This is a genomic window from Pedobacter sp. WC2501, from assembly GCF_052682415.1.
In genome coordinates, this window is the sequence record NZ_JBQZFI010000001.1 from 2,919,604 (window position 1) to 2,932,081 (window position 12,478).

Sequence of the window (12,478 nt, forward strand, 5' to 3'; positions counted from 1 at the left end):
TCAGTCGAGATGACGGCCTTTTTGTTGGAAAGAATTGTAGGCAATGACGACCTTTTTTATTTCCTCTTCAATTCAATCACCGTAATCTCCGGCCAGATCCCAATCCGCCCTGAAAAGCCCAGGAAACCGAAACCTCTGTTTACATTCAAATATCTTCCATTTTCAGTTTTGATGCCCGCCCAATGTTTATAACGGTATTTCACAGGGCTCCATTTAATGCCAAAAGCTTCAATACCGAACTGCATGCCATGTGTATGTCCGGCGAGCGACAGTTGAATTTTTGAAGGGTAATTTTTTACCTGTGCATCCCAATGTGAAGGATCATGTGATAACAGGATTTTAAAATCGTCGACATTTGTGTTTTGCAAAGCTTTGTTTAGGTCTCCACGCTCTCCAAAACCGACCCCCCAGTTTTCTATTCCGGCCAATATGATTTTTTCGCCGTTTTTATGCAATTCAATATGCTCATCCAGCAAAAGTTTAAAACCAAGTTCTTTGTGATAAGCTTTCAATTGGTTCAAATTTTTGATTTTATCCGCTTCGCTTGGCCATTTAATGTAATCACCATAATCGTGGTTCCCTAAAACAGAAAACTGTCCGAAAGGCGCTTTAATCTGCGAGAAATGCACAATATAAGGCACAATTTCTGAAGAAGCATTATTTACCAAATCCCCGGTGAAAACAAACAGGTCGCTTTTTTGGGCATTAATCATGTCGATACCTTTTTGCACCGCTTTAGGGTTGGTAAAACTTCCGGCATGTACATCAGAAATTTGTGTTAAGGTAAAACCATCAAAGCTGGCAGGCAGATCATCAAAATACAAAGTATGTTTTATGACGCGGTAAGCATATTTTCCCTGGGTAATACCATAAGCAAATAAGGCAATGGTTAAACAGAACATCACAAAGGCAAAATCTACCCAGTAATTGCTACGGCCTAACAGGTGGAAACCTCCTGGCTGAAAATCAGTAGCCAGCGCGATCAATAAGCGGTAAACATCGCCTAGCAGCAGAAAAAAAGCAAAGACAATTTCTGCAGCAAAAATGATCAAAAATGCGTGACTGACGATCTGGATAAACTTATTGATGCCCTGAATCCGCATCTGCTGAATGGCGAAAAATAAGGCGAAAGTTAAACCGATAATAAATACCCAAAAAATTGGACTCAGTAAACTTGATTGATTGATGGTGCCCAGGCCCGATAATACGTACGCATTTAAGGCGAAAAATATAATTGCAACTATTAGGAGTGGCAATAAATTGAGTTTTCTTTTCATTATTAAATATCTGTAAAGAATAGAGGGTAAAAATAGAATTTAAACACCTATAATTGCCTACTGTTACAGCTTGCGGTTATTTTTACGCTCGTTTGATTAATGTCGATAGTTCAGCGCCGCGTCCTGCTGAACTTGTTTCAGCATCTTTTATGAGTAGGGAAGATCCTGAAATAAATTCAGGATGACGACCGTTTATACAATTTATTGTGTAATCAACTTCCTGTTGCATATTTTATAATTTACTTTCTTTTATTAGCTTTGTGCGAATATGCTGTCCAAAAAAACAAAATATGCCATTAAAGCGCTTGTTGCGCTTGGTAAAAATTTAGATAAACCACCAATGCAGATTTCGAAGATTGCAGAGGAGGAGCATATTCCGAAAAAATTCTTAGAACAAATTCTGCTTGATCTGCGTAATGCTGGTTTTTTATACAGCAAAAAAGGTGCAGGCGGTGGTTATAGCCTAAATAAAAAACCCGAAGAGATTTTATTGGTACATGTAATGCGTGTAACGGATGGTCCTATCGCTATGGTTCCATGCGCAAGTTTAAACTTTTACCACAAATGTGATGAATGTGTAGATGAGAAAACCTGTGGAATACGAAGTGCCTTTATTGATGTAAGGGATGCTACACTTAAGGTTTTAACCGAAACGAGCATTGCAGATGTAATCGGTCGTGAGGATAACCTGAAGATCGGTATCGTTAATTTATAATTTTTTTAAACTTTCTGCTTACGATCCGTCATCCTGACCTGTAGCGTAGCGGAAAGCTAGGACCTAAATTATTTCAGGGTCTTTGTTGTTAAATCAAACTTGGGAGGTCTTAAACCAATAATACTTTTTGTAAAGCAGGGTTCTGTGCGCATCGGTTACGATAGTCCTGCTATCGCTGCAAGTCCTCGCTCGTGCCTCGCTGTGGGCTTTCCGCTATATCAGGTTTAATCAGCAAAGACTTCCGAAGTTTCAAAGGAGTAGAGTGTAGGCAACTTCGGAAGTCTGGTCACTTTTTGCGATAATTCCGCGTTAGGGATTGTAAGGGTTCGATACCGATCCTTCATCGGTACCGGAGCTGTTATTGTCCTCGTTTGTAACGAGGATAACTGGGAAAGGCGATTTTATCGCCATCATTGTTTCTATAATTGCATTAAAAATGCAAATCTCAATAATCCTCGTTACAAACGAGGACTATTTTCAGGATCTTAAGTTTACCACTTAGCTGTTCTAAGGTGACTTACCTTGCCAATATTATTTTGGAAAGCAGGGTTCTGTGCGTTTCGGTTGTGATAGTCCTGCTATCGCTGCAAGTCCTCGCTCGTGCCTCGCTGTGGGCTTTCCGCTATATCAGGTTTAATTGGCAAAGACTTTCGAAGTCTCAAAGGAGTAGAGTGTAGGTAACTTCGGAAGGCTGGTCACTTTTGCTATAATTCCGCGTTAGGGATTGTAAGGGTTCAGTGCCGATTCTTCATCGGTACCGTAGCGAAGCGCAGCCCTGCAAAGCCCGACCCTTGCGCCAGCTTGGGGAACGCCCAAATCAGTTAGGTGTTAATAGTTTTCAGTTGGCGGTTTTCGATTAACAACTTTCAGTTATTAATTGGCGGTTTATTAATCAGCCATGGGAAATAGATCCTGAAACAAGTTCAGGATGACGCTTAAAGCTAAACCTGCGAGGTTTAACAAGATATCGTAAATTTTTTCAAAATAAATTACTACTATTCCTATATACTTTATATATTTGACGTATGAACTTCATTTTTATACCTAACAAGTTAATCGCTATGCAAATGATGTATTGTTGTAAAATGCAATAACAGGAGCCTACAGATAATTTTAAGTATAAAATATGGAATGCTTCTCGGTTACAGGGAAGCATTTTTTGAATAAAGCTAACAACACATATGCAAAGTTTCAGAACAGAACTCGAAAATCCGATTGTCGAGCAGGACATTATCGATTTGGAGAATAAGATTAAAGCTTTCAGAGATGGAACCATCCACGACGAAAAGTTTAGGAGCCTCCGCTTGGCCCGCGGTGTTTACGGACAAAGGCAGCCAGGTGTGCAAATGGTGCGCATTAAACTACCATTTGGTAAGGTAACTTTTAAACAGTTATTGCGCATTGCCGATATTGCCGATGAATACGGAAGTGGCAATTTACATTTAACCACCCGTCAGGATATCCAGATTCATTACGTGAGTTTAGACCGTACACCAGAACTTTGGGCAAAATTAGAGCAGGATGATATCACGCTTCGCGAGGCTTGTGGAAATACGGTACGTAATGTAACCGCTTCTCCAAATTCGGGCATCGATGCGGAAGAGCCTTTTGATGTTTCGCCTTATGCGCAGGCCGTATTTGCTTACTTTTTGCGTAACCCGATCTGTCAGGAAATGGGCAGGAAGATTAAAATCTCCTTTTCATCTAGCGATAGAGATACTGCATTTAGCTACATTCACGATTTAGGTTTTATACCAAAAATTAACGAAAATGGGGAACGTGGATTTAAGGTTTTATTTGCTGGTGGTTTAGGTGCACAACCTTTTCTCGCAAATGCCGTTCATGAATTTTTACCTGAGGATCAGTTAATTCCTTTTACCGAATCTGTGCTTCGTGTATTTGATCGTTATGGCGAACGTACCAACCGTAACAAAGCACGTTTAAAATACTTAGTTCAAAAACTAGGTTTAGAAGAGGTGTTGCGTCTGGTTGCCGAAGAGCGCATTGCCAATAAAGTAAAAACCTTTAAAATAGATATTAATACAATATCTCAGCCAACGTTACCTTTAGAACAAGAATATCCTGCGGTAGAAATATTAAATGAAGCCCATTATAAACATTGGTTAGCCACCAACGTAATTGAACAAAAACAGGCCGGATTTTATGGCGTGTATGTAAAAGTTCAGGTGGGCGATATCAAAACCGATAAAGCAAGAGCTTTTGTTGATGCCATCAGGTTATATGTGGCTGATGAAATCAGGATTACCCAAAACCAGGGATTGCTGTTAAAGTTTGTACGCAAAGAAGCATTACCTTCATTATATGCTGCCTTAAATAAAATTGGTTTTACCACAGCTGGCTTTGATAGTTTAGCCGATATTACCACTTGCCCAGGTACCGATACCTGTAATTTGGGGATTTCCAATTCAATGACCTTGGCTGAAGTTTTGGAAGAGGTGATTTATACCGATTTCCCTGAGTTTATTTATGAGAAAAACATCAAGATTAAAATAAGCGGTTGTATGAACTCTTGCGGTCAGCATGGCTTGGCAGAGATTGGTTTCCACGGAAGTTCAGTAAAAGCTGAAGGGAAAGTGGTTCCGGCCGTTCAGGTAATGCTTGGTGGCGGTACTGTTGGTAATGGTGTTGGCCGCGTGGCAGAACGCGTAATCAAAGTGCCATCAAAAAGAGCAACAAGTGTTTTACATTTCATTTTAAATGATTTTAAAGCCAATAACCTGGAGGAGGAGAACTTTCACCAATATTATGATAGAAAAGGTAAAGATCATTTTTATCAGCTGTTAAAACCTTTGGCCGATTTAACCAACCTACAGACAGAAGAATTTGTAGACTGGGGACACGTAGAAGAGTTTGTAACTGCAATTGGTGTAGGCGAATGTGCGGGTGTAGTGATCGATTTAGTAGCTACTTTATTATTAGAGGCTGACGAAAAATTTGGTTGGGCAAAGCAAAACTTAGATAAAGGTGCTTATGCCGATGCCATATATCATACCTACAGCACTTTTGTAAGTGCCGCAAAATCTTTATTGTTGGATAAAGGCGTAAACAGCAGTACGCAGGTTGGCGTAATTCGCGAATTTGATAACCACTATGTAGAAACCGGCGAATTTAATTTATCGACCAATTTCTCAGACCTGGTTTTACAGATCAATAAAAACGAACCAACAGCTGAGTTTGCACAAAAATATTTTGAAGAAGCCAATCAATTTTTAAATCAGATTAAGGAAAAAAGAGCGGTATTAGCGAAATGAGATTTGAGACAATAGATATGAGATTTGAGAACTGCAGACGCTGAGCGCCATGCGCCAAACAACTCTTCATCCAGTCATTCAAATTCGATAATTAAAAAGAAACATGGTTAATCAAAATAAAGAATCAAAAATTACCCTTTTAGGCGCAGGTCCTGGCGATCCTGATTTGTTAACGTTGAAAGGTGTAAAAGCATTGCAAACTGCAGATGTGGTATTGTATGATGCCTTAACCAACGAAGCTTTATTGGAGCATGCTCCGGCAGAAGCCATTAAAGTTTATGTAGGAAAACGTTCAGGTGAGCATTCATATCCTCAGGATACCATTAATAAATTAATGATCGATTATGCCTTAAACTACGGTCACGTAGTACGATTAAAAGGTGGCGATCCATTTGTTTTTGGCAGGGGATATGAGGAGCTGGATTATGCAGCATCGTACAGCATTCCGGTAAGTGTAATTCCGGGTATTTCGAGTTCTATCGGTGTACCGGGTTTGCAGCAGATTCCGGTTACGCACCGAGGGATGAGCGAAAGCTTTTGGGTAATCACTGGTACTACCACTTCTGGAGAGGTTTCTGCCGATATTTACCAGGCAGCACAGTCAAAAGCTACAGTATTGGTACTGATGGGACTTAAAAAACTGTCAAAAATTGTAGAGATTTTTAAAGCGGCTGGCAAACATCATTTACCAACTGCAGTGGTGCAGAATGGATCGGCAAAAGATGAAAAATTAGTAGTGGGCGTGGTAGAAACCATTGAAAGTTTAGTGCAGCAAGAAAATATTAAAGCTCCTGCTTTATTAATTTTTGGAGAAGTTGTATCATTACATCCATCATTTAAGAAATTAATTAAACAATATGCAAGTATTGCCTAACCAACCTGATAATGCAGCGTCTTTTTCGGAAGAAGAAAAAGGTAACCAGCTCTTTCCAGTTTTTGTAAAGCTGAACAAGCTGCGTACATTATTAATTGGTGCAGGAAATATTGGGTTAGAGAAATTAACCGCGATTGTAAATAACAGCCATAGTGCTACCATTACTATTGTGGCAGAGCTAATATCTCCAGAAATTTATAAGCTGATCGCAAATTATCCGCTCATAAAAATTAAGCAGAAAAGTTTTGACATAGACGACTTAAACGATATTGATATCGTTTTTGCGGCAACCAATAACAATATTTTAAATGAAGAGATCAGAAAGGTTACGCATGAGCGTGGTTTGTTGATCAATGTGGCAGATAAGCCAGAACTCTGCGATTTCTATCTGGGATCAATCGTTCAAAAAGGCGATTTGAAGATTGCCATTTCTACAAATGGAAAATCGCCAACCATAGCAAAACGTTTAAAGCAGATTTTAAATGAGGGTTTACCCGCAGAACTGGACGAAACCTTACAGAATATGAGTGCCTTGCGCCAAACTTTAAATGGCGATTTTTCGGCAAAGGTTAAAAAACTGAATAAGGTTACCAAAAGTTTAATTAACCCTAGAAAAAGTTTTGCCGAGCGGAACATTAAATGGTTAATCTGGGTGGCATCAGTTTTACTGATTGGAACAATTGGTTTTTCTTTATGGAATACCGAACCAGAATTTCAGACTTTCCTGATCAATATTGATCCTTTATTCTATTGGTTTTTAGGCGCCGGATTTTTATTTGCATTAATTGATGGTGCAATCGGCATGTCGTACGGGGTTACCACGGCATCGTTCTCATTAGCGATGGGTTTACCTCCTGCATCAGCAAGTATGGCGATCCACATTTCTGAGGTAATGAGCAATGGAATTGCCGGCTGGATGCATTACAGGATGGGGAATGTAAATTGGAAACTATTCAAAATTTTAATTCTTCCTGCCATAATTGGGGCGGTTTTAGGTGCCTACATCCTTTCGTCATTAGAACATTATAGTGCTTATGTGAAGCCCATTGTGGCGGTTTATACCTTGTTTTTAGGCGGGGTTATTTTAATGAAAGCCTTTAATATTAAGCGTAAAAAAGCCGATCAAAAAATTAAAAAAATTGGTTTATTGGGCTTTGTTGGTGGTTTTATTGATGCTGCCTTTGGCGGCGGCTGGGGTTCAATCGTATTATCAAGCTTAATTGCAGGCGGCAGACACCCCTTATTTTCTTTGGGAACGGTAAAAATCAGCCGCTTTTTTATTGCCACTTTAAGTTCGCTTACATTTTTCACCATGTTAGGTGGCAAACATTGGGAAGCCGTTTTAGGCTTAATTATCGGTAGTGCAATCGCATCGCCGATTGCTGCAAAAGTATCAAACAAAATTTCGGCAAAAACCATTATGGTTGCTGTGGGGATTATTGTAATGATTGTGAGTTTGCGCAGTGTGATTATGTTTATTTTAAAATTAATTTAGTGATGGAGAACCTAGAGGAGATAAAAGCAGCACTGGCAGGTTTGAGTACAATTGATAAACTGAAATTTTTGGCAGATCAATATGCCGGCCGTATTATTTTTTCGACTAGTTTTGGTTGGGAAGACCAGGCAGTAACGCATTTAATTTTTGCCAATAATATTCCAATCAAGGTTTTTACTTTAGAAACCGGACGTTTGTTTCCAGAAACCTATTACGTTTGGAACCGTACCTTAGAAATTTATAACAAACCCATTCATGCCTATTATCCTCAAAACGAATTGTTGCAGGATATGGTCAATACAAAAGGTCCCAGCAGCTTTTATGAGTCGGTAGAAAATAGAAAAGAATGCTGTTACATCCGTAAAATCGAACCTTTAAAAAGAGCATTAAAAGGCAATGAAATCTGGATCACAGGCATCAGGGCCGATCAGAGTGCCAACCGTGAAGATATGCATGATTTAGAATGGGATGAAAGTAACCAGTTGATTAAATTTCACCCTATTTTCGATTGGACTTTAGATGATGTGAAAACATACATTAAAGAAAACAACATTGTTTACAATACGTTGCATGATAAAGGTTTCCCGAGCATAGGTTGTGCTCCATGTACAAGAGCAGTACAGCCAGGCGAAGATTTTAGGGCCGGAAGATGGTGGTGGGAAGACCAGAGCAAAAAGGAATGCGGTTTACACGCTAATTAAGGTATAAGGCTAAAAGGTAGAAGGTTTATTTCCTTACTAAATGAAACGTTGGAATATCCCAACATTCAAACATTTTAAACAAACAATAACAACAAATATAACAAATTGAATAATTGAGCGATTTAACATTCAATTATTCAACATTCAATCATTCAACATTTGATAATGAGTACATATAATTTTGATTATTTAGATGAACTGGAGGCCGAGGCCATTCACATTTTACGTGAAGTAGCAGGTCAGTTTGAAAAACCGGCTCTGTTATTTTCGGGTGGAAAGGATTCAATTACTTTAGTTCGTTTGGCAGAAAAAGCTTTCCGTCCGGGGAAATTTCCATTTCCTTTAGTACATATTGATACAGGTCATAATTTTGAAGAAACCATCACTTACCGCGATCAGATGGTAGAGCGAATTGGCGAAAGATTAATCATTGGTTCTGTGCAGGAATCAATAGATCAGGGTAAAGTTGTAGAGCAGACCGGTAAAAATGCCAGTAGAAATGCTTTACAGACCGTTACCTTACTCGATACCATTGCAAAATACCAGTTTGATGCCTGTATTGGTGGCGCGCGTAGAGACGAAGAAAAAGCAAGGGCTAAAGAACGTATTTTCTCTGTTCGTGATGAATTTGGTCAATGGGATCCAAAACGCCAGCGTCCTGAACTTTGGAACATTTATAATGGTAAAATCCACAAAGGAGAAAATATCCGTGTATTCCCAATCAGTAACTGGACAGAATTAGATGTTTGGAATTATATCCGCAGAGAGAAAATAGACCTTCCAAGTATTTATTTCTCTCACGAACGTGATTGTATCACCAGAAATGGACAGTTGATGGCTGCTTCTCCTTTTCTAAATATGGATAATGAAGATGTAGTAGAAAGAAAACAGGTGCGTTTCCGTACAGTGGGCGATATGTCCTGCACTGCTGCAGTAGAATCGGATGCTACTTTGATTGATGACATTATTTCTGAAATCAGTGCCTCTAAAATTTCAGAGCGCGGTGCCCGTATGGATGATAAAGTTTCTGAAGCCGCAATGGAAGACAGGAAAAAGGGAGGATATTTTTAAGGGAGATTTGAGTATTGAGATGTGAGATTTGAGAACTTTGCAACCGTTTAATATCTCAAATCCATTATCTCAAATCAAAAAATAAATATATTAAAGTTTTAAGAGCGATTTGAGCTTTGGAATGTAAGATTTGAGAATCTTGCATCTGTCTAATATCTCAAATCTATTATCTCATATCTAAAAAAATGAACATATTAAAATTTTTCACAGCAGGCAGCGTAGATGATGGTAAAAGTACCTTAATTGGCCGTTTGTTATATGATACAGATTCTATTTTGGCCGATCAGTTAGAAGCTTTACAGAGCTCGAACCGCAAAAATGATGATGGATCAATAGATTTAGCGATCTTAACCGATGGTTTAAGGGCAGAGCGCGAGCAAGGCATCACCATTGATGTAGCTTATAAATACTTTCAGACCGAAAAACGTAAATTTATTATTGCCGATACACCTGGGCATATTCAATATACCAGAAACATGGTCACAGGTGCTTCTACAGCCAACCTGGCGATCATCTTAATCGATGCCCGTAATGGTGTAGTTGAACAGACCATCCGCCACTCCTATATTGTTTCCTTACTGGGTATTAAACACGTAGTAGTTTGTATCAACAAAATGGATATGGTTGGCTATAACGAAACGGTTTATAGTGCAATTATAGAAAAGTACAAAGTTTTGGCTCAGCAATTAAAGCTGTCCGATGTAACCTATATTCCAGTAAGTGCATTAAAAGGAGATAACATTGTACAAAATTCCGGCAACATGGATTGGTATGAGGGCGAAAGTTTGCTGCATTTCTTAGAGAAAGTAGATACCGATAGCTTAGACAAATCGCAATTGGCCCGCATGCCAGTGCAATGGGTCGTTCGTCCGCAAACAGAAGAATTGCATGATTACCGCGGTTATGCCGGACGTGTATTGAGCGGAACCTTTAATTTAAATGATAAGGTTACTGTTCTTCCTTCAGGAGCCAGCTCTATTGTGGAGAAAATAGAGTTTTTCGACGAAGCACTTGATGCTGCACATGCTGGCCAATCAGTTATCATTCACTTAAAAGATGACGTAGACATTAGCCGTGGCGATACGATTGTAAATGCATCGGCTTTACCACAGGAAACAAAATTGATTGAGGCTGATCTTTGCTGGATGGATACCCGTGCGTTGGATACCTCAATAATGTACAACATTCAACATAATAGCAAAATTACTAAATGTAAAATCAGCGAAATTCTGCATAAGGTAGATATTAACTCACTAGAGAAACATGCTGCAGAAGAATTTAAACTAAATGATATTGGCCGTGTGATTGTTAAAACCGCCGATGCTTTGGCATTTGACCTATACGACGATAACCGTGCAAATGGTTCTGCTATTTTGGTCGATACGCGTACTAACTTAACTGTTGGTGCTTTAATGTTCAGGGCAGCAGTTGAGTAAGATGGAAGATGGAAAATGGAAGAGGTAGGATGGAAAATGGATAAGAGAAAATGAAAATCGACGAGATATTTATTTTATTCATTGATCCTACGATCCTGAAAATATCGATATAGAGAACCACAACCAAATATAATAATGGAAGCTTTAGGGAAAATCTGAAGTGAAAGCAATTTCGACGGGGTACCAGATGGTAGCCCCGTTTTTCTTTATAAAGTTTTAAATGTCAATTATATTTTTATTTAATAAGTTTACTTATTATATTTGTACTTATTAAATAGTTAATTATGATGCAGAAAACATTTTCAGTCACCACTAAAGCAATCAGTAAAGAACAGATTTGGAAACTCATGTCGAATGTAGATGAGTGGAAAAATTGGGACAGCTCCGTAGAAAACTCAAAACTTAAAGGTAATTTCGAATCGGGTTCGGGCTTTTTATTTAAACCAAAAGGCGGGCCAAATGTTAACATCAAACTTGTTGAAGTTAAACCTGATGTTTATTTTAAAGATGAAACCATTTTTCCGTTGGCAAAAATGAATGGAGAGCATTGGTATGAAGAAACCCCTGATGGTTTAAAGATTACCACCACAATGACCATGACAGGCGCATTAGCTTTTTTATGGAATAAAATAGTGATGAAAGATATTGTCGCAAACCTGGAAAGCGATATTCATCTGCAGATTAAAAATGCCTCGAAAAATTAAAATGGAAAACAACGAAAGATATTGGATCGTGGTAGCTTCCAAAGACCATGTAAAAAGAGGTGTAAGCGGAGGTTTTATGCAGGCTAACCATGGTAAGCTGCCGCCTCTAAAAAGGTTAAAGCCTAACGATTGGGTAATTTTTTATTCTTCAAAACAATCAATGGGTGGAGAAGAAAAGTGCCAGGCTTTTACAGCAATAGGCCAGGTTAAGGTAGGCGAACCTTATCAATTTGAGTTTTCTGAAGATTTTAAACCCTTCAGGAGAAATATAAATTTTATGAATTGTAACGAAGTTTCGATATTGCCACTGATTCCGGAACTTCAGTTTATAGAAAATAAGAAATCGTGGGGGTATCCTTTCCGTTTTGGATTTTTTGAAATAAAGAAAGCGGATTTCGAATTGATTAATAAAGAAATGTTAAGAAAAGATGCCGGATAAAAGTTTTAGTGTTAAAAGTGCCGATGATAGTTCGGGCTTTTTGTTATGGCAGGTAACGGCCTTATGGCAGCGGGGAATAAAAAAAGCGCTGGAGGTACACAACCTAACCCATTCTCAGTTTGTTTTATTGGCAAGTTTGCTGTGGTTATCTGGCGAGAAAGAAAATGTTACGCAGATAGATTTATCTGCACATAGTAAAATCGACCCAATGACAACCTCTACTGTGCTCCGTACCTTGCAGAGCAAGGGCTTTTTGGCGCGTAAAGAGCATAGTACAGATACAAGGGCAAAGATTGTTCAGCTTACCGATAATGGCGTTTCGGTAACAAGACTTGCGTTAAAAACGGTTGAAAAGTTCGATGTTGATTTTTTTTCGGTATTGAAAAGTAAGCGACTGGATTTTAATGCGCTTGTGATAGATCTTATTGCTGAAAATAAATAGTAGACTTTGATTATGGAAATAATTAAAACCTTTCATCTTCTTCATATATTGT

General features: G+C 38.7%; 11 protein-coding genes. 10 read left to right on the forward strand and 1 reads right to left on the reverse strand.

Going from position 1 to position 12,478, the window contains the following annotated elements:
- Positions 1-56 precede the first annotated feature (56 nt).
- The gene (locus ACUN24_RS12580) at positions 57-1,277 is read right to left on the reverse strand and encodes a metallophosphoesterase (protein WP_445562794.1); all 1,221 of its coding nucleotides are present in this window, start codon (positions 1,275-1,277) and stop codon (positions 57-59) included.
- A gap of 268 nt (positions 1,278-1,545) precedes the next feature.
- Here ACUN24_RS12580 and ACUN24_RS12585 point away from each other — a divergent pair, with 268 nt between their 5' ends.
- From ACUN24_RS12585 to ACUN24_RS12630, 10 genes are all read left to right on the forward strand, one after another.
- The gene (locus ACUN24_RS12585) at positions 1,546-1,992 is read left to right on the forward strand and encodes an RrF2 family transcriptional regulator (RefSeq protein ID WP_029275042.1); all 447 of its coding nucleotides are present in this window, start codon (positions 1,546-1,548) and stop codon (positions 1,990-1,992) included.
- 1,181 nt (positions 1,993-3,173) lie between these two features.
- The gene (locus tag ACUN24_RS12590; RefSeq protein WP_445562795.1) at positions 3,174-5,264 is read left to right on the forward strand and encodes a nitrite reductase; all 2,091 of its coding nucleotides are present in this window, start codon (positions 3,174-3,176) and stop codon (positions 5,262-5,264) included.
- A 103-nt stretch (positions 5,265-5,367) separates the two neighbouring features.
- Positions 5,368-6,138 (forward strand): uroporphyrinogen-III C-methyltransferase, encoded by a 771-nt coding sequence (gene cobA / locus ACUN24_RS12595; RefSeq protein ID WP_445562796.1) that lies wholly within the window; start codon positions 5,368-5,370, stop codon positions 6,136-6,138.
- Entirely contained in the window at positions 6,122-7,633 is a 1,512-nt protein-coding gene (locus tag ACUN24_RS12600) for a TSUP family transporter (RefSeq protein WP_445562797.1), read from the forward strand. Before cobA ends, ACUN24_RS12600 begins: the two co-directional genes overlap by 17 nt.
- A gap of 2 nt (positions 7,634-7,635) precedes the next feature.
- The gene (locus ACUN24_RS12605; protein ID WP_445562798.1) at positions 7,636-8,334 is read left to right on the forward strand and encodes a phosphoadenylyl-sulfate reductase; all 699 of its coding nucleotides are present in this window, start codon (positions 7,636-7,638) and stop codon (positions 8,332-8,334) included.
- A gap of 165 nt (positions 8,335-8,499) precedes the next feature.
- Positions 8,500-9,405: a sulfate adenylyltransferase subunit CysD gene (cysD, locus tag ACUN24_RS12610; RefSeq protein ID WP_132401205.1), complete on the forward strand. Its 906-nt coding sequence runs from the start codon at positions 8,500-8,502 to the stop codon at positions 9,403-9,405.
- Between the two features lie 185 nt (positions 9,406-9,590).
- The gene (locus ACUN24_RS12615; RefSeq protein WP_445562799.1) at positions 9,591-10,841 is read left to right on the forward strand and encodes a sulfate adenylyltransferase subunit 1; all 1,251 of its coding nucleotides are present in this window, start codon (positions 9,591-9,593) and stop codon (positions 10,839-10,841) included.
- A gap of 284 nt (positions 10,842-11,125) precedes the next feature.
- Positions 11,126-11,545 carry an SRPBCC family protein gene (locus tag ACUN24_RS12620; RefSeq protein ID WP_445562800.1) on the forward strand — a complete coding sequence of 140 codons (420 nt, stop codon included), beginning with the start codon at positions 11,126-11,128 and terminating at the stop codon, positions 11,543-11,545.
- Position 11,546: 1 nt separating this feature from the next.
- Positions 11,547-11,984: an EVE domain-containing protein gene (locus ACUN24_RS12625; RefSeq protein WP_445562801.1), complete on the forward strand. Its 438-nt coding sequence runs from the start codon at positions 11,547-11,549 to the stop codon at positions 11,982-11,984.
- Positions 11,974-12,426, forward strand: coding sequence for a MarR family transcriptional regulator (locus ACUN24_RS12630; RefSeq protein ID WP_132401193.1), 453 nt, complete (start codon positions 11,974-11,976; stop codon positions 12,424-12,426). The genes ACUN24_RS12625 and ACUN24_RS12630 overlap by 11 nt, the downstream gene beginning before the upstream one ends.
- The last annotated feature ends 52 nt before the right edge of the window (positions 12,427-12,478 follow it).

Coding starts and splice junctions, on each gene's coding strand:
- cobA (WP_445562796.1), top strand. CDS start 5,368: ATGGTTAATCAAAATAAAGAATCAAAAATTACCCTTTTAGGCGCAGGT.
- ACUN24_RS12620 (WP_445562800.1), top strand. CDS start 11,126: ATGATGCAGAAAACATTTTCAGTCACCACTAAAGCAATCAGTAAAGAA.
- ACUN24_RS12590 (WP_445562795.1), top strand. CDS start 3,174: ATGCAAAGTTTCAGAACAGAACTCGAAAATCCGATTGTCGAGCAGGAC.
- ACUN24_RS12600 (WP_445562797.1), top strand. CDS start 6,122: ATGCAAGTATTGCCTAACCAACCTGATAATGCAGCGTCTTTTTCGGAA.
- ACUN24_RS12625 (WP_445562801.1), top strand. CDS start 11,547: ATGGAAAACAACGAAAGATATTGGATCGTGGTAGCTTCCAAAGACCAT.
- ACUN24_RS12585 (WP_029275042.1), top strand. CDS start 1,546: ATGCTGTCCAAAAAAACAAAATATGCCATTAAAGCGCTTGTTGCGCTT.
- ACUN24_RS12630 (WP_132401193.1), top strand. CDS start 11,974: ATGCCGGATAAAAGTTTTAGTGTTAAAAGTGCCGATGATAGTTCGGGC.
- ACUN24_RS12605 (WP_445562798.1), top strand. CDS start 7,636: ATGGAGAACCTAGAGGAGATAAAAGCAGCACTGGCAGGTTTGAGTACA.
- ACUN24_RS12615 (WP_445562799.1), top strand. CDS start 9,591: ATGAACATATTAAAATTTTTCACAGCAGGCAGCGTAGATGATGGTAAA.
- cysD (WP_132401205.1), top strand. CDS start 8,500: ATGAGTACATATAATTTTGATTATTTAGATGAACTGGAGGCCGAGGCC.
- ACUN24_RS12580 (WP_445562794.1), bottom strand. CDS start 1,277: ATGAAAAGAAAACTCAATTTATTGCCACTCCTAATAGTTGCAATTATA.